Raw genomic sequence first — 25194 nt, 5'->3', positions numbered from 1 at the left:
GCGGTTTGCAGCAGGAACATTGCAGAACCCTTGAAAAGATGGCGTCAGTCCCCATCTAGGTAACCAGACACAGGGTGAGGCTAATACAGCCAATCCCTCGAACACAGTAATTAAACAGTTTTTTAAACATTAAACGGGCTATAAGCCCGCACCGAGCGAATCAGCGGAGAGTTAAAATGGGTAAAATTATCGGCATCGACCTGGGTACAACCAACTCGTGCGTAGCGGTAATGGAAGGCGACAAGCCCAAGGTTATCGAGAACAGCGAAGGTGATCGTACCACCCCGTCCATCATTGCTTATAACGAAGATGGAGAAATCCTGGTGGGGCAATCCGCTAAGCGTCAGGCGGTAACCAACCCACATAACACCATGTACGCAGTGAAGCGTCTGATTGGTCGCAAGTTCACTGACGACGAGGTGCAGAAAGACCTCAAGCGCGCCCCATTCAAAATCATCAAGTCCGATAATGGTGATGCTTGGGTAGAAGCGCAGGGCAAGAAAATGGCGCCTCCTCAGGTGTCTGCGGAAATTCTGAAAAAGATGAAGAAAACCGCAGAAGACTATCTGGGCGAGCCAGTAACCGAGGCGGTAATCACTGTACCGGCCTACTTTAATGACAGCCAGCGTCAGGCCACTAAAGATGCCGGCCGCATCGCTGGTTTGGATGTCAAGCGTATCATCAACGAGCCTACCGCAGCGGCCCTGGCCTACGGTATGGATAAAAAACGTGGCGACTCCGTGGTAGCGGTTTACGATCTGGGTGGTGGTACGTTCGATATCTCCATCATCGAAATCGCTGAAGTGGACGGTGAGCACCAGTTTGAAGTGCTGGCCACCAACGGTGATACCCATCTGGGTGGTGAAGATTTTGATTTGCGCCTGATCGAGTATCTGGCCGATGAATTCAAGAAAGATTCCGGTATCGATCTGCACAACGATCCTTTGGCTCTGCAGCGTCTGAAAGAGTCTGCCGAGAAAGCCAAGATCGAACTGTCTTCCAGTCAGCAGACTGAAGTGAACCTGCCTTATATCACTGCCGATGCCTCTGGCCCGAAACACTTGAACATCAAGCTGACCCGCGCCAAGTTGGAATCACTGGTTGAGAAAATGGTGGTGGACTCGCTGAAGCCTTGTGCTACAGCATTGAAAGATGCCGGTTTGAAAGCGTCTGACATCAACGAGGTTATCCTGGTGGGCGGTCAGACCCGTATGCCTCTGGTACAGGAGAAGGTAAAAGACTTCTTCGGTAAAGAGCCACGTAAAGACGTGAACCCGGATGAAGCGGTTGCCGTGGGTGCCTCTATCCAGGCGGCGGTTCTGGCGGGTGATGTAAAAGACGTATTGCTGCTGGACGTAACCCCTCTGACTCTGGGTATTGAAACCATGGGTGGCGTGATGACGTCCCTGATCGAGAAGAACACAACGATTCCGACCAAGAAATCGCAGATCTTCTCCACAGCAGATGACAATCAAACTGCAGTAACCGTGCATGTGTGCCAGGGTGAGCGTAAGCAAGCTGCCCAGAATAAGTCGCTGGGTCGTTTCGATCTTTCCGACATTCCACCGGCACCTCGCGGTATGCCGCAAATCGAAGTGACCTTCGACATCGATGCTAACGGTATTTTGAATGTTAGCGCGAAGGACAAGGCCACCGGTAAAGAGCAGTCCATCGTCATCAAGGCTTCTTCGGGCTTGAATGATGAAGAGATCGAACAAATGGTACGCGATGCGGAATCTCACGCTGAGGAAGACCGCAAGTTCGAAGAGCTGGTCACCGTGCGCAATCAGGCTGATGGCATGATTCACGCCACCAAGAAGACCCTGGAAGAAGCTGCTGATAAAGTTCAGCCAGATGAGAAAACGGCCATCGAAGCAGCGATTACCGCACTGGAAGAGGCATTGAAAGGCGATGATAAAGACGATATCGAAGCCAAAACCAAAGCCCTAACCGAAGCTTCATCCGGCTTGGCCCAGCGGTTGTATGCTGAGCAGCAAGCCGAAGGCGGTGCCCAGGCTACTGACGCTGCGGCAGATTCCGGTAATGCCGGTGCTGCCGATGACGCGGTTGATGCCGAGTTCGAAGAAGTGGACGAAAACAAGAAGTAAGCGTGACGGGGCGGGCCGGTTCCTTGGTGAGCCGGTCCCCTCGCTAGTTTACTAAAGGCGTTAACGAGTCGCGGAGCCCTGTCTCCGCGCTCTTGCGTCAAGCTCTCACGCTTTCCACCATTAAACTTATTACATTGGTCTGAACGCATGTCGAAAAGAGATTTTTACGAAGTACTCGGGGTTAGCAAATCTGCGGAAGCGCCGGAAATCAAAAAGGCCTACCGCAAATTGGCCATGAAGTTTCACCCGGACCGTAACCCGGACGACAAAGAGGCCGAAGCCAAGTTCAAGGAAGCCAGCGAAGCCTACGAAGTGCTCTCTGATGAACAAAAAAGAGCAGCATACGATCAATACGGTCATGCCGGGGTAGACCCCAATATGGGCGGCGGCGGTTTCCATGCCGGTGCAGGTGGTGCCAGTTTCAGCGATATATTCGGTGACGTGTTCGGCGACATTTTTGGTGGCGGTGGAGCGGGTGGCCGCGGCGGATCGCGCCATAATCGCGGTTCGGATTTGCGCTATACCCTGGAACTGGATCTGGAGGAAGCCGTAAAAGGCACCAGCGTAGAGATTCGTGTGCCGACGATGGTGCATTGTGATACCTGTGACGGTTCTGGTGCCAAGAAAGGCACAAGTCCTGTGTCCTGTACCACCTGCGGTGGTGTTGGTCAGGTGCGTATGCAACAAGGCTTCTTTTCCGTGCAGCAGACCTGTCCGGCCTGTCGTGGCCAGGGCAAAATAATTAAAGATCCTTGCTCCGACTGTCATGGTCAGGGCCGCAAAGAAAAGCGTAAAACACTGTCGGTGAAAATTCCTCCAGGCGTGGACACGGGCGACCGTATTCGTTTGGCAGGGGAGGGTGAAGCCGGTATGAACGGTGGCCCGGCCGGTGATTTGTATGTGCAGGTAGCCGTACGTGATCACTCAATTTTCCGTCGTGAAGGCAAGGATCTGTATACTGAGGTGCCCATCAGTTTTGTGGATGCCGCCTTGGGTGGTGAGCTGGAAGTGCCCACGCTGGATGGACGCGTTAAGCTGAAGATTCCTACCGAAACTCAGACAGGAAAGCTGTTCCGTCTGCGTGGCAAAGGTGTGACTCCGGTGCGCGGTGGCAACGCGGGCGATCTGCTGTGTCGAGTTATCATTGAAACGCCGGTTAACCTTTCCAAAGAGCAGAAAGAATTGTTAAAACAGTTCCAGGAGAGCCTGGAAAAAGAAGGCCATCGTCAGTCGCCGAAAAAGAGTGGCTGGTTCGACGGCGTGAAATCGTTCTTTGATGACATGCTTTAAGGGCCGCTAAGAACCATTAATTTGAAGGAAGAATCGTGAGCAATTCTGACGTACGAGTCGCCGTTATTGGCGCTGCTGGCCGCATGGGGCGTGCCCTGATTCAGGCTATTACAGAAGGTGAGGGGGTGGCTTTGACCGCCGCCATTGATCGCCCCGGCAATTCTCTTATCGGGACGGACGCAGGTGAAATGGCAGCCATCGGAAAATTGGGTGTTACTGTTGCGGACAGTCTTGAGGCGGTGAAAGATGATTTCGACGTGCTGATCGATTTCACGGCACCTGCTGCCACGGTAGCCAACGCCCGATTCTGTGCCGAGCATGGCAAGAAAATGGCCATCGGTACCACCGGCCTCAATGATGATGAAAAGGCTCAGTTGGCCGCGTCTGCCCAGAAAACAGCCATTATGTTCGCGCCCAACATGAGCATGGGGGTCAATCTGTGCTTTAAGTTGCTGGAAATTGCCGCCAAGGTGCTGGGTGATGAGGTGGATATCGAAGTGCTGGAATCCCATCACCGCCATAAAGTGGATTCCCCTTCCGGAACGGCTCTGCGTATGGGTGAAGTGGTTGCCGAAACCCTGGGCCGTGACCTGAAGCAGGTCGCAGTCTACGGGCGTGAAGGACAGGATGGCCCTCGAGACCGCAACACCATCGGTTTTGCGACAGTTCGGGCGGGTGACATCGTGGGTGAGCACACAGTGATGTTCGCAGCCGACGGCGAAAGGGTAGAGATCACCCATAAAGCCACCAGCCGTATGAACTTTGCGCGGGGCGCAGTGCGTGCTTGTCGTTGGTTGGATGGCAAAGCGGCGGGTCTTTATGACATGCAGGACGTATTAGGTCTGCGCTGAACGTCTGACGTTGAGGCGCTGCCGGGCAGGGTGGCGCCTATTTCAATCCATCTTGGCCATATCTGGCTCTTTCCTAATCGTTTTTGTTGTCGAAAAAAATTACAGTTTCCCCTCCTTTTTTATCTTGAATGCAATGCAACTTATTGAAAAGTATTGCCTTTATTCTATGGTCTGATTTTTGCAGAAAGCCCTTTCATTATAATACTGACGTTCCTATTTAGACGCTTTAAGGGTGAAATCAGACAATGACCATCATTTCTGTTAAATCGTGGATAAAGCCCGCCTTGCTCACGATTGCTAGTGTTAGTGCTTCATGGTCTCAGGCCGCTATCGAGTTTGGCGGCATCAGTTTCGACGATAATGCGTTTGCAGACCGGGTGCTTTCCACCGATTTTACCGGTGATCTGACCGGGTGTGGTGGTGTCGTTCCCGCCTCTATTGATGAGGCTATTGCCGGTAGCGATCTCAACACCTGGATCAACTACGGCTACCATGATATGGAGCCGGGCCCCAATGGCGACTACAACAGTGCCGCCCCTCCTTATCAATATATCGAGTTGGCGTTTACCGATAACGTGGTGGTGAATAACCCCGGCAATGACTTGGCCGTGTTCCAGATCGGTACTGCCAACTCGGTTCGGGTTGGTTTGGACAAAGCGTCCATTCAAGCGCCCTATGCCCCAGGCTCTGTGACCGTTATTTCTGATCCTGTGGCCATGCCCACGCCCTATTACAATAACTGTATTCAGGTCACCATTGCTTATATCGACCTGTCGGATCTCGGCGTGGCAGAAGGAGCCAGCGTTTACCGAGTATTCCTCACCTCTCCTTTGATGGAAAACGGTGATGTGGCTTGGTACAACCCTGCTTATCCACAGCTGGGTGTGCCCGAACTGGCTGGAGCGGCAGCGCTGCATTCAGCCGCCAAGGGTAATTACGCCCCCGAGGTTGATGCCGGCAGTGATCGGATCATCAGCCTGCCAGCCGATACTGTAACGTTGGCCGGTGGTATCGTGGATGATAGTTTGCCTTCAGACACGCTGACTTCTGCCTGGTCTCAGGTATCTGGCCCTGCTGGAGTGCTGTTCAGTAATTCTGCATCACCGGGTTCTCAGGTTACATTTCCTCAAGTCGGCACCTATGAGCTGCAACTGACTGCCTCTGATGGTGTGCTCAATAGTCTGGATACTATGACTGTCACCGTTACGGCGGCCGACAGCCAGGCACCGACTGCTCCACTTAACCTGCAAGGTTCCACGCTAAGTAATACCGGGGTTGCCCTCGCCTGGGAGCCCAGCTCCGACAACATCGCTGTCCAACACTATAATATTTATCGAAACGATGTCCTGCTGACCACTACCACGGATCTGTTCTATCGCGATTTCATGGTGGATGCAGCGACCACTTATTGGTACACAGTGCAGGCGCAAGATCCTGCCGGTAATGTCTCCGACCTGTCCAGCGGGGTTGTGGTGACCCTGTCTGAGGCCCTGTTGGCCGTGCAGATCAGCAGCGGTGCTGACGATGCAGAAGAATTTGTCGACGGTGGCGTGGATCGCTTTGGCGGCGATCTGGAATTGGTGGAAGACGGTGGCCGTGGCGCTCAGCATGTGGGGCTGCGCTTCCAGGGTGTTGCGTTGCCTGCCGGTGTCGAGATCGTGCATGCATGGCTGGAATTCCAAGCCGATGAAACCAGTTCCGAGCCAACGTCACTGACCATTCGCGGTCTGGCAGAGGATGCACCTGCTGCCTTCAGTGGTAACGCTTTTGATATCTCCAGTCGCCCCCAAACCGTTGCTTATGCTGATTGGAATTCATTGCCCTCTTGGAACACGGTGGGTCAGTTGCACGCATCGGTGGATATCGCTGTTGTTGTACAAGAGCTGGTGGATCGTGCGGGTTGGCAAAGTGGCAATAACCTGGGCTTTGTGATTACCGGCAGTGGTCGTCGAGTAGCGGAATCCTATGATGCATCGCCTTATGCTGCGCCACGCCTGTTCGTTGAATACATAATGGGCCCGCCAGTCAACCAAGCACCGATGGTGGATGCTGGTGATGATGCAACCCTGCTGTTGCCAACATACGAGCTTATGTTGAGTGGCAGTGCCGCCGATGATGGCCTGCCTGCGGGTACATTAACCAGCACTTGGAGTCAGGTAAGTGGCCCCGATTCTGTTGTGTTCTCGGATGCATACAGCCTTTCTCCTACCGCGACTTTCCCTATGGACGGTGTGTATGAGTTGGAACTGAGCGTGAGCGATGGCGAATTGAGCGTTGTTGATACGGTAACGGTATCGGTGTACGCGCCGGACGTTACCGCTCCCAGCGTACCTGCTAACGTCCAGCTGTCTGCAGCCAATGATGGCTCGGTGACTATCTCCTGGGAAGCCGCCACGGATGACACCGGGGTGCAGGCTTATTATGTGTATCGTGATGGTGTTGAAGTGGCCCATCTGGCTGCCTTGACCCATATGGATGTCGGCTTGTCCGAGCTTACCGAGTATGGTTATCAGATCCAGGCCGAAGATTTCTCTGGTAACGTGTCAGCCCTCAGCGCTGTTCAGTTTGTCACGGTTCCCGCTGCGCCGCTGCCAGGCATTATGGTGGATATTAGAATCAGCTCTGGTAACAATGATGCGGAAGAGGCCGATGATGGCCGCATTGACCTGGGCAGCACCGATCTGGAACTGGTCGATGAAATAGGTATGGGTAATCAGCATGTAGGGTTGCGTTTTGTGGGTGTGCCTGTGCCCAGCGGAGCCACCATTGCCAATGCCTGGCTGGAATTTGAAGCCGATGAAACCGGTGGTTCAGCTACCTCCCTGAATATCGCCATTTTTGCCGATACCAACGTTGCCGCGTTTAGCACAGCTGCTTACGACATCACCTCCCGTAGCACAATGGGCTCGGTTGCCTGGAACAACCTGCCAGCCTGGAACGCGCTGGATCAGAAACACCAGACTCCAAGCATCGCGTCTTTGGTTCAGGCTGTGGTCAACACCCCTGGCTGGGCTGCGGGTAATGCCATGGGCTTTGTGGTTTCCGGCACAGGCACCCGCACAGCGGAATCTTATAATGGCGAGCAAGCCGCCGCTCCCACCCTGCATATTGAATACTACGAAGGCGCGCCGGTTAATCAGGCACCAACTGTAGATGCTGGCGCAGATGCAGTGCTGGTTCTGCCTGACAATCAGCTAGCGCTGACCGGCTCTGTTACCGACGACGGCTTAAGTGGCTCGCTCGATCTAGAGTGGAGCGTGATTTCCGGGCCGGACACAGTGAGTTTTTCCGCACCGGGGTCGGCATCCACTACTGCAACCTTCACCACGGCAGGCGTTTACGTATTACAGTTGCAAGCGGATGACAGTGAATTTGTGGCCGCCGATAGTATTACAGTAACCGTTTCTGAGCCTGATCTGATTGCGCCGATAGCACCGGACAGCCTCACCGCGGCAGTCAGTGGTGTGGGTTCCATTACCGTCAGCTGGTCTGCTGCCACCGACAACGTAGGCATTCAACTCTATCGTTTATATCGGGATGGCGTTCTGCTGGTGGAATTGGCCGGGCTGGAGTACGTTGATACCGACTTGGACGCTGAAACCTATTACGAATACCAGGTTCTTGCTGTGGACGTAGCAGGTAATACTTCGCCTTTGTCGGTTGCCGATGGCGCTACCACACCGTTCGTACCGGATTCAGTCACAGTGGTTGATGTGGCTGTAAGTACCGGTACCGATGATGCAGAAGAAGCAGATGATGGTCGCATAGATCTGGGCAGCACCGATCTTGAATTAGTGGATGAAGTCGGCATGGGCAACCAGACCGTTGGTGTGCGCTTCGCCAGCGTGCCGGTACCGGCTGGTGCCATCATCACCAATGCCTATCTGCAATTCCAGGCTGATGAGGCTGGCGGTTCTGCTACCAACTTGAACATTCGAGCCATTGATGAAGCCAACACGCCCACCTTTACTTCGGCCGCCTTTAACATCTCATCTCGCAACGTGACGGCCGCAGAGCAGTGGAACTCGCTGCCAGCCTGGAGCGTGGATCAGAATCACGTTACCCCGGATATCGCCGGGCTGGTGCAGCAAGTGGTGAACAACCCAGGCTGGGTGTCAGGCAATGCTATGGGCTTTGTGATCACCGGAACCGGTACCCGCACCGCGGAATCTTATAACGGCGAGCGCACAGCCGCACCGATACTGCACGTTGAATACTACGAGGGTGATCCGGTGAATCAGGCTCCGGTAGCCAATGCCGGCAGCGATCTGGTTGTGTCCATGTCCAGCCCTGTGACGGTATTGTCAGGTGCCTATGCCGATGATGGCGTGACTCCCGTGACCGTGGAGTGGAGTCAGGTAGGAGGCCCGGCAATGGTCGTGTTCTCAGCGCCTGATGTGGCATCACCTGAGGTAACTTTCAGCGATGCGGGCGTCTACACACTGATGTTCAGTGTCGATGATGGTGAGTTCATCGTGTCTGACACCGTAACCGTTACCGTCACCGCACCGGATGCAACTGCACCCGACGCACCTGTTGGTGTGGTCGCCGTGGCAAACGGCGATGCCTCGGTAACGCTGAGCTGGAATGCTGCGACTGATAACGTCGGCGTGGTGGCCTATCGTGTTTACCGTAGCGCCCTGCAGATAGCAGAAGTTGCTGATCTCACTTTTACAGACGTGGGTCTGGATTCTGAAACCTACTACGAATACCAGATCAGCGCGCTGGATGCAGCGGGTAATGAATCAATTTACTCGTTCACCGTCGGTGTTACTACGCCGTTTATTCCGGATGCAGTGTTTACGCTGGATGTGGCTATTTCCGCAGGCGAAGACGATGTGGAAGAAGGCGAAGATGGTCGTATGGATTTGTACAGCACGGATCTTGAGCTGGTCGACGAAGTGGGTATGGGTAACCAGCGCGTTGGCTTGCGGTTTGCCGATGTGCAGCTGCCAGCAGGGGTGGTGATCACCAATGCCTGGCTGCAATTCGAAGCCGATGAAGCGGGCTCCGGTGCCTCTACCCTGACCATCGCCATTGTAGATGAAGCCAATATGCCCACCTTCACGGCGGATGCCTACAACGTGTCCTCCCGTGCAACCGCTGGCAGTGTGATCTGGGATGCGTTACCCGCCTGGTCGGTTGATCAAGTGCACCAGTCTCCGAATCTGGCAGGCCTGATTCAGCCTCTGGTAAGCAGCTCTACCTGGGGGGCTGGCAACGCACTGGGCTTTGTCATTACCGGCACGGGCACTCGCACAGCAGAGTCCTATAACGGTGAGCGACCAGCGGCTCCGGTTCTGCACATTGAATATTACGAAGGCGAGCCGGTTAACCAGGCGCCAGTGGTGAATGCGGGAGCGGATCAGTTGCTCAGCTTGCCTGCGGACACCATAACCTTGAATGGCAGCCTCATTGATGATGGTTTGACCAGCTATATGGATCTATCCTGGACTGTTCTCTCAGGCCCGGCCGGTGTTACCTTCAGCAATGATATGGCAGCGGTAACCGATGCCACCTTCATGGCGGAAGGCACCTATGAACTGCAACTGTCTGCGGACGACGGTGAATTTACCGCCAGCGACAGCGTCATTGTTACGGTGCTGGCCCCTGATATCGAGTCGCCCTCGGTGCCTCAGGGCGTCAGTGCTGTACTGCAAGCCAATGGTGATGTCTTGGTAAACTGGGCAGCCTCTACCGACAATACCGGTGTTGCTGGTTATTGGGTATACCGGAATGGTGTACAGGTATCGGATCAGTCAGGTGCGGGCGGTTTTGTGGATTCAGGCCTGGGGGTAGGCAGCTACACCTATGTGGTTGGAGCCTATGACTATGCCGGTAACCAATCAGATGAGTCCACCTCTGCCGTGGTCGTGATCGACTCTGTCGTGCAAACCCTGGATATTCAGGTTTCATTGTCCGAAGACGACGCCGAAGAGCAGGCCGATGGCTCCATCCAGTTGTACAGCTCGGATCTTGAGATCGTCGATGAAGTGGGCTACAGCCTGCAAACCGTAGGGGTCAGGTTCCAGGGCGTGGCGATTCCTGCCAACGCTGAAATCGTCAATGCCTATATAACCTTCGAAGTTGATGAAGCCTCGTCGGGCGATGCCTTTATCAGTATCACGGCAGAGGACAGCGCAAACCCCGTTACTTTCAGTAATGATGCCTACAATATCACCAACCGTACAACGCTGGTGTCCAGCGTGCAGTGGGATATATCCGGTGCCTGGAGCGTGGATCAGCGTTTCAACACCGCCGATCTGTCCAGCCTGATTCAGGTGCTGGTGGATCGTGGTGACTGGGTCAGCGGCGGCGCGATGTCATTTATCTTCACTGGTAGTGGCACCAGAACTGTTGAGTCATACAACGGTGAAAGGGCCGCTGCGCCGACGTTACACATAGAGTATCGCTAAGGTGATCGGGGTGTGATCCAGCACACCCCCCAAGCCTTGTTGTTCATGTCCATAAAAGCGTAGACGCACTGGTGTCTATTCGATAAAATACCGCCCGATCAGCTTATGGTCGGGCTGCCATCATCTGCCATATTCATCTACTTACAATATCGAAAGGCTTAACAGTCAACTGTATCAAGCCGGGTATTGTTCGGCCCAGAGTTCAGCAGAAAGAGTAGATTGCCCGGCCGCAACGACTTGATATGATCAAGCCAGTGTACAATATTAGGAAGCGGGATGGATCTCACCAAATCTATTCCGCTTTTTTGCAACTGGTGTTTTATTGCTCTAACACAGTGCTCTGCACCCGCATCGACCAGCAATGGAGGTTGGCTTGAACAAACCAGCCATTTTGGCCCTAGAAGACGGCACCCTGTTTCGGGGTGTATCCATTGGCGCAGACGGGCAATCCGTAGGCGAAGTAGTTTTCAATACAGCGATGACCGGTTATCAGGAAATCCTGACTGACCCATCCTATGCCCGCCAGATGGTCACCCTGACCTATCCCCATATTGGCAATACCGGCGTAACCGACGAGGACGAAGAGTCTGCTCAGATCTGGGCCACCGGCCTGATCATTCGCAACCTGCCCTTGATGGCCAGCAGCTGGCGCAGCCAGAAGAGTCTGGATCAATACCTGCGTGACAAAAATATCCTCGGTATTGCCGACATAGATACCCGCAAACTCACCCGAATCCTGCGGGAGAAGGGCGCTCTGGGCGGTTGCATCATGGCCGGTGACATCGACGAAGCCGCAGCCATTGCCGCCGCTAAAGGTTTCGGTGGCTTGAAAGGCATGGATTTGGCGAAAGAAGTCACCGTCAAAGAGGCTTACCAGTGGAAAGAAGGCAGCTGGGCTTGGGGCGAAGGCTACAGCAAGCCAGAAGCCAGCACATTTAAAGTAGTAGCCTACGATTTCGGCGTAAAACGCAACATCCTGCGCATGCTGGTGGATCGCGGTTGTGACCTCACGGTAGTGCCTGCACAAACCCCCGCCAGCGACGTGCTGGCCATGAATCCAGATGGTATTTTCCTGTCTAACGGCCCCGGCGATCCAGAGCCCTGTGACTACGCCATTGACGCCATCAAAGCCATTCTTGAAACCGACATTCCGGTGTTTGGAATATGCCTGGGCCATCAGTTGCTGGCGCTGGCCAGCGGTGCCAAGACGGTAAAAATGAAGTTTGGCCATCATGGTGCCAATCACCCGGTTAAGAATCTGGATGACAATACTGTACTGATCACCAGCCAGAACCACGGTTTTGCGGCAGACGAAGCAACCCTGCCTGCCAATCTGCGTGCAACCCATCGCTCATTGTTCGATGGCTCTCTGCAGGGTATTCACCGTACGGACAAACCGGCGTTCAGTTTCCAGGGTCACCCGGAAGCCAGCCCCGGTCCGCACGATGCAGCGCCGCTGTTTGATCACTTTATTGAACTGATGCAAGAAAGCGCCAAGCAAGCCAATTAACGCCAACGGTAGGATGCAATGCCAAAACGTACTGACATAAAAAGTATTTTGATTCTGGGTGCCGGTCCCATCGTGATCGGTCAGGCCTGCGAATTCGACTACTCCGGCGCGCAAGCCTGTAAAGCCCTGCGTGAAGAAGGCTACCGGGTCATTCTGGTGAACTCCAACCCCGCCACCATCATGACCGACCCAGCCATGGCCGACGCCACCTATATAGAGCCGGTGGAATGGAAAACCGTTGCCAAAGTGATTGAGCAGGAGCGCCCCGATGCCGTATTGCCCACCATGGGCGGGCAGACGGCGCTGAACTGCGCCCTGGATCTGGCCAAAAACGGTGTACTGGAAAAATTCGGTTGTGAGCTGATCGGTGCCAGCCAGGATGCGATCGACAAGGCAGAGGATCGTGAGCGTTTCGATCACGCCATGAAAGCCATCGGCCTGGAAACGCCCCGCGCTTCCATCGCTCACAGCATGGAAGAAGCGTTGCAGGTGCTGGATATGCTGGGTTTCCCCTGCATCATTCGCCCCTCCTTCACCATGGGTGGCTCTGGCGGTGGTATCGCCTACAACCGCGAAGAATTCATGGAAATCTGTGAACGCGGCCTGGATCTGTCTCCCACCAATGAGCTGTTGATCGACGAGTCCCTCATCGGTTGGAAAGAATATGAAATGGAAGTGGTGCGGGACAAAAACGACAACTGCATCATTGTCTGCTCCATCGAAAACTTTGATCCGATGGGGGTGCACACCGGTGACTCCATCACCGTAGCGCCGGCTCAAACCCTAACCGACAAAGAATATCAAATCCTGCGGGATGCCTCGGTGGCCGTGCTGCGCGAAATCGGCGTAGAAACCGGTGGCTCCAACGTGCAGTTCGGCATGTGCCCAGAGACAGGGCGTCTGGTGGTGATCGAGATGAACCCAAGGGTATCTCGATCCTCGGCACTGGCCTCCAAAGCCACCGGTTTCCCGATTGCCAAAGTGGCTGCCAAACTGGCAGTGGGTTACACCCTGGATGAGTTGCAGAACGACATTACCGGCGGTAACACCCCGGCGTCATTCGAACCCTCCATCGATTACGTTGTGACCAAAATTCCTCGTTTCAATTTCGAAAAATTCCCCAAGTCTGCACCGGTACTGACTACCCAGATGAAATCAGTGGGCGAAGTCATGGCCATTGGCCGTACCTTCCAAGAGTCCATGCATAAAGCGCTGCGTGGCTTGGAAGTGGGCGTCGACGGCTTTGATCCCTACCTGGATCTGGAAGCCGATGATGCAGAAGATCAGTTGCGTCACCTGCTTAAAACGCCAGGCCCGGATCGCATTTGGGTGCTGGGTGATGCTTTCCGTGCGGGTTTGCCCATCGAAGACATATACGAGTTCACCGGTATTGATCCCTGGTATCTGGTGCAGATCGAAGACATCATCCGCGATGAGCAGGCGCTGAAAAAAACCGCCATCAGTGACGTTGACAGAGATCGTCTGTGGCAACTAAAGCGAAAAGGGTTCTCGGATGCCCGCCTGGCCAAGCTGCTGGGTGTGTCCGAAAAGCAGGTACGCCAGCGCCGATTGGAGATGGGCATCAAGCCTGTCTATAAGCGCGTTGATACCTGTGCAGCCGAGTTTGCGACCACAACTGCCTATATGTACTCGACTTATGAGGAAGAGTGCGAAGCTGCACCCAGCAATCGTGACAAAATCATGGTTCTGGGTGGTGGTCCCAACCGTATTGGTCAAGGCATTGAGTTCGATTATTGCTGTGTGCACGCGGCACTTGCCATGCGTGATGATGGCTATGAAACCATCATGGTGAACTGTAACCCCGAGACGGTTTCGACGGATTACGATACCTCTGACCGGCTTTATTTTGAGCCGGTAACCTTTGAGGACGTATTGGCTATCGTTGATCTGGAGAAGCCCAAGGGCGTCATCGTTCAGTTCGGCGGTCAGACCCCGCTGAAACTGGCGCGCGCATTGGAAGCTGCAGGTGTGCCTATTATTGGCACCACCCCTGACGCCATCGACCGGGCCGAGGATCGTGAGCGTTTCCAGCAAATGATAGAGCGCTTGGGGCTGCGTCAGCCGCCCAACCGTACAGCGCGCTCTACCGAAGAGGCCGTGCGCTTTGCTGAAGATATTGGTTATCCATTGGTGGTGCGCCCTTCATACGTGTTGGGTGGCCGAGCGATGGAAATCGTCTACAAGGAATCCGAGCTGCGACGTTACATGACAGAAGCCGTCAGCGTGTCCAATGATGCGCCGGTGTTGCTGGATCGCTTCCTCGATGATGCCATCGAAGTGGATATGGACGCCGTTTCAGACGGTAAGCAGGTTGTTATCGGAGCCTTGATGCAGCACATTGAGCAAGCCGGTGTTCACTCTGGCGATTCTGCCTGCTCCCTGCCGCCATACAGCCTCAACCAGGAAGTGCAGGACATCATGCGTGATCAGTCCCGCAAGATGGCCCTTGAACTGGGCGTGGTCGGCTTGATGAACGTACAGTTTGCCGTTAAGCGTAACGAAGTCTACGTGCTGGAAGTGAATCCTCGTGCCTCTCGTACGGTGCCTTTTGTGTCCAAGTGCATCGGTGTGTCCCTGGCCAAAGTGGCTGCCCGCTGTATGGCTGGAATCAGCCTCGAACAGCAAGGCTTCACCAGCGAAATCGTACCCAAGCATTACTTTGTAAAAGAGGCCGTCTTCCCCTTCGCCAAATTCCAGGGAGTCGACCCCATTCTTGGGCCGGAGATGAAGTCCACCGGAGAGGTGATGGGTGTAGGTGACCAGTTTGGTGAGGCATTCGGTAAGGCATTGCTGGGGGCAGGTGAAAAGCTGCCTACCAAAGGCAGCGTGTTTATCAGCGTGCGCGAAAGCGACAAACCAGCCGCGCTTGAGGTGGCTGGCAAGCTCGTTGGGTTCGGTTTCAAACTGATTGCCACCGGTGGAACCGCACGGGTATTGAAAGAAGCAGGCTTACCGGTGAAATCCATCAACAAGGTGAAAGAAGGTCGCCCCCATATTGTGGACGCCATCAAGAATCGCGAAGTGGATTTGATTATCAATACCACCGAGGGTACCAAGGCGGTGGCAGATTCTTATCATATCCGCCGCGAGGCCCTGCAAAGCAAAGTATGCTACACCACCACCATAGCAGGCGCTCAGGCTATCTGTGCTGCGCTGGAGGCTAATGTGGAAACTACCGTTCGACGTTTACAAGATCTGCACGCGGAGCTGCAATCATGAATCGATTTCCAATGACCGTACAAGGTGCGGAGAAGCTACGCGAAGAGCTGGATCACTTGAAGAGAGTGGAGCGGCCCCGAATCGTAGCGGCTATCGCCGAAGCCCGTGAGCACGGTGACCTCAAAGAGAATGCGGAATACCACGCAGCCCGAGAAGAGCAGGGTTTCGCGGAAGGCCGTATCATGGAGATCGAAGGTAAGCTGGGTAACGCCCAAATTATCGATATCTCCAAAATTGATTACACCGGTAAGGTGATCTTTGGTGTGACGGTGGATTTATACGACCTGGATAAGGAAGAAGAAAAAACCTTCCAGATCGTAGGTGACGATGAAGCCGATATCAAGCAAGGCAAGCTGTCGGTGAATTCACCGATTGCCCGCGGCTTGATTGGCAAGTTCGAAGGGGATGAGGTGGCTGTGGACACCCCTGGGGGTACAGTTGAATATGAGATCCTCAAGGTTAAGCATATCTAAGATTTGCGCCCGTAAAGGTTTGCGATGATCAACAGGAGGGGCGGGTTAACCGCCCTTTTTTATTTATGAAAAAAATTCCCGTTCAAACCAGCGCTGCGCCAGACCAACCTGCCATGGTATCGCCGCGTTTTTTGATGGAGGCGCTGGAGACTCTGCTGTTGGGCGCGGTATGGTTGTTTGTGCTGGTGTGGATGCCATATTTCCAAAATGGGGGTGATCTGCAGGTGCCTGAATCGGTGCAAACCCTGCAGTGGCTGGTGGTGTTGGGTTTGGCGTCGGTGTTGATTGTGGTGAGGCTGGCTCAGGGCCGCGCTGCGGCGGGCCAGTGGATGCCGCTGGGCTTCGTTGTTGTAATTGCCGGGCTTTCTCTGGCGATGATGTTGATGCAGGATCTATCTCAGACGCTGCAATATCGCAGCTGGGTCAGCGTGCTGCAATCGCTATTGGGGTTGGGTTATTTTGTGTCAGTGCGTTTGCATACAGAATAAAAAAACGCCGCAGGGGAGGCGGCGTTTTACAGGTTAAGATATTGGTTTCAGTCTATTCCTTGTTGAGCTTTTCCTTGCGATGCTCCCGTTTTTCCTTGAATCTTTCTTTGCGCTTTTCCTGCATAGACTCAAATTTCTCAACTTGTTCCGTGGTCAGGATGCCTTTGATTTCACCATCAGTTTCAGCTTTCAATGCCTGCATTTGCTTGTGGATTGCATCCATTTGAGGCTTTTTCGCATCAAGAATGGCTTTGACCTGGGCTTGCTGCTCCTCTGATAGATCCAAATGCCGAGTTAAACCTTTCAGCATGTGGCTGCCGTCGCCAGGGGGCATGGCTAATACGGGGATGGCAATCACTGCGCTGATTACCAGTGCTATAAATGTTCTCATGGTGTAGCTCCTTTCGTTTAAGTGTGGAGTCATTGTCGTCGCACTCTGTGCAACAAAAACTCAGTAATTATCCAAAGAATGTGGAAGCTCATACTTGTAGCCGATGCCGTATACCGAATGCACTACCTCGTGTTCCGGGCACGCTAACGATAGCTTCTTTCGCAACTTGTTGATGTGAGAGTCAATAGTGCGGTCATGCACAATGCGATGATCGCGGTAGATGCGATCCATTAATTGATCGCGGCTAAAAATGCGGCGAGGGTCGTCGCTTAGGGCTTTGAGCAGGCGGAATTCTACTGCGGTCAGCGCCAGCGGGCGGCCCAACAGGGATACGCTTAGGGAGGCCTCATCCATGATCAATGCCGATGGGGGTCTGTCTGCGCCCGGCTGCAACGGCGCGGCGCGGCGCAGAACAGCCTTCACGCGAGCGACTACTTCCCTGGGGCTGTAAGGTTTGCAAATATAGTCATCGGCCCCCAGCTCCAATCCCAGCAGGCGGTCGATCTCTTCTACCTTGGCGGTTACCATAATGATCGGCACCGTGCTGAAACTGCGAATTTCTTTGCACAGGGTGAGGCCGTCCTTGTTGGGTAACATCAGATCCAACAGTATTAGATCCGGATCAAAGTTTTTTACCCCGCTGATGACGTCATTGCCGTCGGTCGCAATCTTGGTGTCAAACTGATGGTGTCGCAGATAGTCCTCAAGCAGGTGGGCTAGATCTTTTTCATCTTCAACGATAAAAATGCGATTCATGGGCAATCCATCGGCACGTTTATAATGATTTCGAGGCCGCCGAGTTTGCTGTGGCGAGCGGTGATAGTGCCCTCATGGGCCTCCACAATGGTGCGGCACAAATTCAAACCAAGCCCCGCCCCGCCAGTGTCTCTATTGCGTGAGCTTTCCCCACGAAAGAAACGCTCAAATAAACGGTGCAGTTGCGGCTCCGGTACCCCCGGCGCACTGTCGCTTATGGTGATGATCAAGTTGCTGTGTTCGCAGAGGGCACCAATCCTGATTTCGCCCGGCGCGCGGGTGTAGCGCAGGCTGTTTTCCAAAAGGTTATTGAAAAGCTGTTGAATTCGCTGCGGGTCGGCGAACAGAAGCGCATTATCGTCCAGTTCGAAGTCGCAGCGCAGCGAGAGCCCGGCTTGTTCAAAGCGTTGCTTGAATGGTTGAATGCTCTCGTCCAGCAGCTGCACTGCATTACAGTTTTGTTTTTTGTATTGCAAAGCCCCAACATCCGCCAGTGACAATTGGTACAAATCCTCAACCAGCTGTTGTAGGCGATGGGTCTGATTAGCCAATCGAGTGTGCGTTGCATCGTTGTATTGGTGAACACCGTCTTCGATGGCTTCCAGCTGGGCACGCAAGGTGGCCAGAGGTGTGCGCAGCTCGTGGGAGATATCGGCTACCCATTTGCGCCTTGATTGTTCGGTTTGCCGTAATGTGAGGGCGAGATGATTTAAATGATTGGCCAGTTGCGACAACTCATCGTGACCGCTCAGCGTGATTCGCTCGTCAAACTGGCCTTCACTCAGCAGTCGAATCTGTCGACCCAGCAGGTTAATGCGGTTCACCAAAAAGCGTGATAAAGGCAGGGCGAACATCAGCGAGAGAATCACGGCCGTGACAGAGATCAGCAGCAAATGTTCGCCCTGACGCTTGGCAAAGCGCTCATCGGTCATGCTGAATGGTCTGGGGCCCACTTTGAAACCGGTATAGCCCACAACAACATCGTCTACTTCGATCGGGATGGCTGCTCTGGTCGATGCGGTATCTATGTGCTCGCCTGCCACCGGTTGCCTGTTGGCATCCAGCAGGAACAGGGCGCGCAATGGCGGTTTGGGTTTGCGTGGGTGTTCCTCTTTGGTGTGGTGTTCTCCTGTGTCCTGTGCTTGCTCGTGGAACGAGCGGCCAGCCAGTCGTCGCAATAGTCGGGGGTTGTCACGCAAGGATGCCCAGCTTCCGGTCTGGCGGTAGTAGTCTCCCAGGCGCAACGCGGTTTCTTGCAGGCGGGTGCGGTTTTGTTCCTGCACGTAATCCGTAAAGCTGCGCTGGAAGCTCCACTTAACCAGCAGCGCCATACAAATAATCAGCACGCAGCTGAATGCAATAAAGATTAGAGCAAGCTTTTTATGGATGGACATACTGACTCTTCAAGTTTGATCTCTAGAGTCAGTATACCGGTAAAATGTCCAAGAACTTTGGAGAGGGGCTGATCAGCAGCGGTTGCTACTGGAAGCGGAGCAGATTCGACAGCTTTGGGTTTTGTGTCTTGGCCGGGCGATAAATCACAGCCATTTTGCCGATCACCTGGGCCTTTTCGGCACGGGTTTGCTTGCAGATTTCCTCAATGATGGCGACTTTTTCGTCTCGATCCAGCACGTTAATGCGTATCTTGATCAGCTCGTGGTCTTCCAGGGCGCGCTCCAGCTCTGCCATAACCCCTTCGGACAGGCCGTTTTCCGCCACCATAACCACCGGCTTTAAATGATGGGCCAGCTTGCGAAAGCGTTTTTTCTGATCTTGAGTCAAAGCCATGGAAATTTACCTGCCTACCTGAAAGTCACCGGGCGCGTATTGTAGAGCAGTCCGGCTCAGGACACCAAAAAATTCGCAGCGCAGAGCGCCATCAGGCAAAATAGGCGCTTGGTAATTCGAATAATTAGGTGAGGTAGGTTTTGTCGCGATCCAAAACCAGTGGTAAATGGCTGCGTGAGCATTTTGATGATGTCTATGTGCAACGAGCCAAAGATGAGGGCTGGCGCTCGCGAGCTGCTTATAAGTTGTTGGAAATAAACGAAAAGGATAAGCTGATCAAACCCGGGATGACGGTGCTGGATCTGGGGGCTGCGCCGGGAAGCTGGAGCCAGATAGCCGCCAAGCTGGTGGGTGATCATGGCTTGGTGATTGCCTCGGATATTCTGGAAATGGATCCCATTGCCGGAGTCAGCTTCCTGCAGGGCGACTTCCGTGAAGAGTCGGTCTATCAACAACTGCTTGAAATTATAGGAAATCGCCCCGTTGACCTTGTAATCTGCGATATGGCCCCCAATATGAGTGGGGTGAATGCGGTTGATCAGCCCCGTGGTATGTATCTCGCTGAGCTTGCTTTAGATATGGTGAAGCAAGTACTGAACAAAAACGGAGATTACTTGGTCAAAGTATTCCAGGGAGCAGGGTTGCCCGAATACCGTCAGGATATGCAGCGTTGTTTTGGTAAGCTGATTACCCGCAAACCCGACGCATCAAGGCCCCGCTCCAAGGAAGTGTATCTGCTTGGTAAGGGGTTTCTAGGTTCGTGACCTGTTTCCTGCGAAAGATGGTGTAAGCGTCTATTGTGTAGTAATGTAGGTCATTAAACGCAGTAATAAGTATTCTCGTCTGACTCGCTCATGACGAATGTGAAGAGAGGGTAAACCCTTGAACGATATGGCAAAAAACCTAATTTTGTGGGTTGTGATCGCAATTGTCCTGCTTTCCGTTTTCAATAATTTCAGCGCCAATACCAGCTCCCAGGCGATTCCGTATTCTCAGTTTATTGAATACGTACAGAATGGCCAGGTGGACAAAGTGGTCATTGATGGTGAGACAGTGTCCGGTCGAACCGTTACCAGCGAGAAGTTCGAAACCGTCTTACCCGCTATTGCTGATATTGACTTGATGCCAATGCTGTTGGAAAACAACGTTGCTATTGAAGGTCGCGCTCCTGAAAAGCAGAGCTTGTGGGCTCAGCTGTTGGTTGCCTGTTTCCCGATTATCCTGATCGTTGCCATTTTCATGTTCTTCATGCGCCAGATGCAGGGCGGCGGTGGTGGTCGTGGCGGCCCCATGACGTTCGGTAAGAGTCGTGCTCGTTTATTAAGCGAAGATCAGATCAAAACCACGTTCGCCGACGTTGCCGGTTGTGATGAGGCCAAAGACGAAGTGCAAGAGCTGGTAGAGTTTTTGCGAGACCCTGCAAAATTCCAGCGCCTTGGCGGCAAGATCCCGCGCGGCGTGCTGATGGTGGGTTCGCCAGGTACGGGTAAAACCCTGTTGGCTAAAGCCATAGCGGGTGAGGCCAAAGTGCCTTTCTTTACCATATCAGGCTCCGACTTTGTGGAAATGTTTGTGGGTGTGGGCGCGTCCCGCGTTCGTGACATGTTCGAGCAGGCGAAAAAGCAAGCACCCTGTATCGTCTTTATTGATGAAATCGATGCGGTAGGCCGCTCCCGTGGAGCTGGTTTAGGGGGTGGTCACGATGAGCGTGAGCAGACTCTGAACCAGTTGCTGGTTGAAATGGACGGCTTCGAGCCCAACGATGGCGTTATTGTTATTGCCGCTACCAACCGCCCGGATGTACTGGATTCCGCTTTGTTGCGTCCTGGTCGTTTCGATCGCCAGGTTGTGGTATCTGCTCCGGATATCCGGGGTCGAGAACAGATCCTGAAAGTACACATGCGCAAAGTGCCCTTGGGCGACGATGTGGATGCCAAGGCTATTGCCCGAGGCACACCCGGTTTTTCCGGCGCGGACTTGGCCAATTTGGTCAACGAAGCTGCTTTGTTCGCTGCCCGTGCCAGTAAGCGCGTGGTGGAAATGAATGAATTTGAAAAAGCTAAAGACAAGATCCTGATGGGCGCTGAGCGCACCAGTATGGTCATGTCCGAGAAAGAAAAACTCAATACAGCCTACCATGAAGCAGGCCATGCGATTGTCGGGCGCCTGGTGCCTGAGCATGATCCGGTATACAAAGTCAGCGTCATTCCCCGTGGTCGTGCGCTGGGTGTGACCATGTATCTGCCCTTGGAAGACAAATACAGTCAGAGCAAGCGCGCCCTCGAAAGCATGGTTTGTTCATTGTTCGGTGGCCGTATTGCCGAAGAGATAACCTTAGGTCGGGATGGTGTTACCACCGGAGCCTCCAACGATATTCATCGTGCCACTGAGATCGCCCGCAATATGGTCACCAAGTGGGGGTTGTCGGAGAAGATGGGGCCACTGAGCTACGAAGAGGATGAAGGCGAAGTCTTTTTGGGTCGCCAATATACTCAGCGCAAAATGGTGTCCAGCCAGACAGCCAAAGAAATTGATGCTGAAGTTCGTAAGATAATTGACGAATGCTACCAGCGGGCGCAGACCATATTAGAAGAAAATATGGAGAGATTGCACGCGATGGCTGAAGCACTGATGCTGTATGAAACCATCGATGCCCAGCAGATAGAGGATATTATGAACGACCGTAAGCCGCGACCACCTAAGGGTTGGAATGATTCCAATGAAGGCCCTACCGGTGGCAGCCCTGCGGTGGATACGTCTGCGACAGAAAAGCAGGATGATTCAAGCACCGGTTCCATCGGTGGCCCCGCCAACACTCATTAACATCAAGATAAGCGAATGCCCGAAAAAGGTTCGCCCCCAAACGGTCTCCAGTGCGGAGGCCGTTTTTTAAATCTGTCAAAACCTGCTGTTATGGGTGTGCTCAATGTCACGCCTGATTCGTTCTCCGATGGTGGAAAATTCTGCAATCATGAGCAAGCCATCAGCCAGGCTCTGCGCATGGTTGACCAGGGTGCCGCTATCATTGATGTGGGGGGTGAATCTACGCGTCCGGGAGCCGATCCGGTTTCAGAGCAAGAGGAACTGGATCGGGTGATCCCAGTGGTGCTGGCGCTGGCGGCTGAAGTGGATGCGATCATTTCTGTCGATACCAGTACGCCCGCTGTGATGGCGGAGGCCGAATCATCTGGTGCCGGTTTGATCAATGACGTGCGAGCCCTGGAGCGAGAGGGAGCCCTCGAGTGTGCAAAAAACAGCACACTTCCCGTCTGTCTTATGCACATGCAGGGTGATCCTGTTTCAATGCAGAATAATCCTCAATACAGTAATGTCGTGAGCGATGTGGCTGGCTATCTTATGGAGCGGGTCCGTGCCTGCCGTGATGCGGGGATTGTCGATGACCGTATCCTGCTGGACCCAGGTTTTGGCTTTGGCAAAAGTTTGCAACATAATCTCAGCCTGTTGAAGCATCTTGATCAGCTGGTGGCGTTAGGCTTCCCCGTGTTGGTAGGGATGTCGCGCAAATCTATGATTGGCGCGATATTGGGCAAGCATGTAGATGAGCGGCTCCATGGCAGTGTGGCTGCTGCCATCATTGCAGCGCACAACGGCGCCAGTATCATCCGGGTGCATGATGTAGGGCCCACGGTGGATGCGCTAAAGATAGTTTCCGCTGTGCTGGAGACGGCGTAGTTTATAGCGATTTAAGGAAAAATAATGAGCAAGCGATATTTTGGAACCGATGGTATTCGTGGGGCGGTGGGTAAAGGCGCTATTACACCTGAATTCATGCTTAAGCTGGGTTGGGCGGCGGGAAAAGTCTTTGCCACCGGTGAGGGGCGGCAGAAAATACTTATCGGCAAGGATACGCGTATCTCCGGTTACATGTTCGAGTCCGCGCTGGAGGCAGGTTTGTCCGCATCCGGTGTGGATGTCATGTTGCTGGGGCCAATGCCGACCCCGGCCATTGCCTATCTAACGCGAACTTACCGCGCGGCGGCAGGTATCGTGATCAGCGCTTCTCACAACCCTTACTACGACAATGGCATCAAGTTTTTCTGTACCGAGGGCAAAAAATTGCCCGATGACGTGGAGCATGCCATTGAAGATTATCTGGATCTGCCCATGGATACGGTGCCTTCCGATCAGATCGGTAAGACCCGGAAGCTGGAGGATGCCCGTGGTCGTTATATCGAGTTCTGCAAAAGTACTTTCCCGCGGGATCTCTCACTGCGAGGCCTGCGCGTAGTGGTTGATTGCGCCAATGGGGCGACCTACGCTCCGGGCCCTGCGGTGTTCGAGGAGCTGGGCGCTGAAGTTATTCCCATGGCTGTGAAGCCAGATGGGCTCAATATCAACCTCAACTGTGGTTCCACTCACCCTGAACTGTTACAGGAAAAAGTACTGGAGCTGCGGGCTGATCTGGGCATCGCCTTTGATGGTGATGGTGATCGCGTATTGATGGTGGATGCAGAGGGCGAGTTGGTGGACGGTGACGAGCTTCTGTTTATCATTGCCCAGGGCCGTCAACAGGATAACGCCCTGCAAGGGGGGGTGGTTGGCACGCTGATGAGTAACTATGGGCTCGAGCTGGCCTTGCAAGGGTTGGGTATAGATTTCATTCGGGCCAGTGTCGGTGATCGTTATGTAATGGAACAATTGCGGGATCGTAGCTGGTTGTTGGGTGGTGAATCGTCAGGTCACCTTGTGTGTCTGGATAAAACTACCACCGGAGATGGCATCGTGTCGGCCCTTCAGGTGCTTGCGGTGATGATGGCCCAGAATAAGACTCTTGCGGAGTTGCGTGGCGGCATGGCCAAGTTGCCCCAGGTTATGATCAACGTACGCCTGCCTGAAAAGCGCGAAGTCGTCAGCATCCCGCAGGTTCAGGACGCAGTGAAAACGGCAGAGGCTCAACTGTCCGGGCGGGGGCGTGTCTTGTTGCGCCCATCTGGAACAGAACCTCTAATTCGGGTGATGGTGGAAGGCGATAATGCCAATGAAGTGGCTGCATTGTGCCGACAGATCGCCGATGTGGTGGAAGAGGTCATTCGCACCTAACCCCATTCTTGTATGTTGACACCTTCTTCGCTACCATTGCCGCCTTGTTAAATTGGAGGCGGAATGGCATGCGGACAGCTGTTGTAGCAGGCAACTGGAAAATGAACGGCACCAAGGCGACCGTTGCATCCCTGTTGCGTGGACTCAAGGCCGGCTTGGCTCCTGGCCGTACGCAAGTGATTGTTTGTGCGCCGTTTCCCTATTTGTCCCAGGTATCAGATGAGCTGAGTGGTTCACCTATACAGTGGGGGGCACAAAATGTAAGCCAGCATACCGCCGGTGCCTATACTGGCGAAGTCTCGCTGGAGATGCTGAAAGACTTTGGTTGCACTCATGTCATACTGGGGCACTCTGAGCGGCGGGCCTTGTTTTCCGAGCAGGATGACGTGATAGCGGATAAATTTTGCGCTGCATTGGCTGCTGGGTTGACCCCCATTCTCTGTGTGGGAGAAACTCTGGAGCAGCGTGAGTCGGGTGAAACGAATACCGTTGTGCTGCAGCAGCTGATGGCGGTTGTTGATAAAGCAGGCATAGCATCGTTTGCTGGCGCTATTTTGGCTTACGAGCCGGTATGGGCTATTGGTACAGGCCTTACGGCCACCCCGGGTCAGGCGCAGGAAGTGCATGAAATATTGCGCATGTGTCTGCGTGACCTGGATGAAGCAGTAGCTTCAAAGCTGTCGATCCTTTACGGAGGCAGCGTTAAAGCATCCAATGCGGCAGAGCTTTTCAGTTGTGCCGATATTGATGGTGGGTTGATCGGTGGTGCGTCACTGGACGCAGAAGAATTTTTGGCGATCTGCCAGGCGGCAGAGTAATTAG

Annotated in this window: 17 protein-coding genes; 13 read left to right on the top strand and 4 right to left on the bottom strand. The window is 53.8% G+C overall.

What is annotated here, in order from left to right:
- Positions 1-140: 140 nt before the first annotated feature.
- The 8 genes from dnaK (at position 141) to Kalk_RS06890 (ending at position 16376) form a co-directional block, all read left to right on the top strand.
- Positions 141-2108: a molecular chaperone DnaK gene (gene dnaK / locus Kalk_RS06925; RefSeq protein WP_267892441.1), complete on the top strand. Its 1968-nt coding sequence runs from the start codon at positions 141-143 to the stop codon at positions 2106-2108.
- Positions 2109-2255: 147 nt separating this feature from the next.
- Positions 2256-3398, top strand: a complete 1143-nt coding sequence (gene dnaJ, locus Kalk_RS06920) for a molecular chaperone DnaJ (RefSeq protein ID WP_101893493.1) — start codon at positions 2256-2258, stop codon at positions 3396-3398.
- A 35-nt stretch (positions 3399-3433) separates the two neighbouring features.
- A complete protein-coding gene (dapB, locus tag Kalk_RS06915) occupies positions 3434-4249 on the top strand; it encodes a 4-hydroxy-tetrahydrodipicolinate reductase (protein WP_199768023.1) in 816 nt (271 codons plus the stop codon).
- Between the two features lie 245 nt (positions 4250-4494).
- Positions 4495-10665, top strand: a complete 6171-nt coding sequence (locus Kalk_RS06910; protein WP_101893492.1) for a fibronectin type III domain-containing protein — start codon at positions 4495-4497, stop codon at positions 10663-10665.
- A 373-nt stretch (positions 10666-11038) separates the two neighbouring features.
- On the top strand, positions 11039-12175 hold the full coding sequence (gene carA / locus Kalk_RS06905; RefSeq protein ID WP_199768022.1) for a glutamine-hydrolyzing carbamoyl-phosphate synthase small subunit: 1137 nt from the start codon (positions 11039-11041) through the stop codon (positions 12173-12175).
- A gap of 18 nt (positions 12176-12193) precedes the next feature.
- The gene (gene carB / locus Kalk_RS06900) at positions 12194-15415 is read left to right on the top strand and encodes a carbamoyl-phosphate synthase large subunit (protein WP_101893490.1); all 3222 of its coding nucleotides are present in this window, start codon (positions 12194-12196) and stop codon (positions 15413-15415) included.
- Complete coding sequence (greA, locus tag Kalk_RS06895; RefSeq protein WP_101893489.1) at positions 15412-15888, top strand: transcription elongation factor GreA; 477 nt, start codon at positions 15412-15414, stop codon at positions 15886-15888. Before carB ends, greA begins: the two co-directional genes overlap by 4 nt.
- A gap of 65 nt (positions 15889-15953) precedes the next feature.
- Complete coding sequence (locus tag Kalk_RS06890) at positions 15954-16376, top strand: hypothetical protein (protein WP_101893488.1); 423 nt, start codon at positions 15954-15956, stop codon at positions 16374-16376.
- A gap of 52 nt (positions 16377-16428) precedes the next feature.
- On the opposite strand, the gene Kalk_RS06885 is transcribed toward Kalk_RS06890, so the two are convergent.
- The 4 genes from Kalk_RS06885 to yhbY form a co-directional block, all read right to left on the bottom strand.
- On the bottom strand, positions 16429-16767 hold the full coding sequence (locus Kalk_RS06885; RefSeq protein WP_158643348.1) for a Spy/CpxP family protein refolding chaperone: 339 nt from the start codon (positions 16765-16767) through the stop codon (positions 16429-16431).
- Between the two features lie 60 nt (positions 16768-16827).
- Positions 16828-17523 carry a response regulator gene (locus Kalk_RS06880; RefSeq protein WP_101893486.1) on the bottom strand — a complete coding sequence of 232 codons (696 nt, stop codon included), beginning with the start codon at positions 17521-17523 and terminating at the stop codon, positions 16828-16830.
- A complete protein-coding gene (locus Kalk_RS06875; RefSeq protein ID WP_101893485.1) occupies positions 17520-18917 on the bottom strand; it encodes an ATP-binding protein in 1398 nt (465 codons plus the stop codon). The genes Kalk_RS06880 and Kalk_RS06875 overlap by 4 nt, the downstream gene beginning before the upstream one ends.
- A gap of 85 nt (positions 18918-19002) precedes the next feature.
- On the bottom strand, positions 19003-19311 hold the full coding sequence (gene yhbY / locus Kalk_RS06870; RefSeq protein ID WP_101893484.1) for a ribosome assembly RNA-binding protein YhbY: 309 nt from the start codon (positions 19309-19311) through the stop codon (positions 19003-19005).
- A 140-nt stretch (positions 19312-19451) separates the two neighbouring features.
- Between yhbY and rlmE the strand changes: the two genes are divergently transcribed.
- The 5 genes from rlmE (at position 19452) to tpiA (ending at position 25190) form a co-directional block, all read left to right on the top strand.
- Positions 19452-20075 (top strand): 23S rRNA (uridine(2552)-2'-O)-methyltransferase RlmE, encoded by a 624-nt coding sequence (gene rlmE, locus Kalk_RS06865; RefSeq protein ID WP_101893483.1) that lies wholly within the window; start codon positions 19452-19454, stop codon positions 20073-20075.
- Positions 20076-20202: 127 nt separating this feature from the next.
- Positions 20203-22134, top strand: coding sequence for an ATP-dependent zinc metalloprotease FtsH (ftsH, locus tag Kalk_RS06860; protein ID WP_199768021.1), 1932 nt, complete (start codon positions 20203-20205; stop codon positions 22132-22134).
- 15 nt (positions 22135-22149) lie between these two features.
- The gene (gene folP / locus Kalk_RS06855) at positions 22150-23004 is read left to right on the top strand and encodes a dihydropteroate synthase (protein ID WP_101893481.1); all 855 of its coding nucleotides are present in this window, start codon (positions 22150-22152) and stop codon (positions 23002-23004) included.
- Between the two features lie 24 nt (positions 23005-23028).
- Positions 23029-24372, top strand: a complete 1344-nt coding sequence (gene glmM, locus Kalk_RS06850) for a phosphoglucosamine mutase (RefSeq protein WP_101893480.1) — start codon at positions 23029-23031, stop codon at positions 24370-24372.
- 68 nt (positions 24373-24440) lie between these two features.
- Complete coding sequence (gene tpiA / locus Kalk_RS06845; protein WP_101893479.1) at positions 24441-25190, top strand: triose-phosphate isomerase; 750 nt, start codon at positions 24441-24443, stop codon at positions 25188-25190.
- Positions 25191-25194 lie beyond the last annotated feature (4 nt).

The organism is Ketobacter alkanivorans, assembly GCF_002863865.1.
Taxonomy (GTDB): Bacteria; Pseudomonadota; Gammaproteobacteria; order Pseudomonadales; family Ketobacteraceae; genus Ketobacter; species Ketobacter alkanivorans.
The sequence above is the reverse complement of the archived record's forward strand: the minus strand, read 5'-3'. Positions and strand labels throughout refer to the sequence as shown.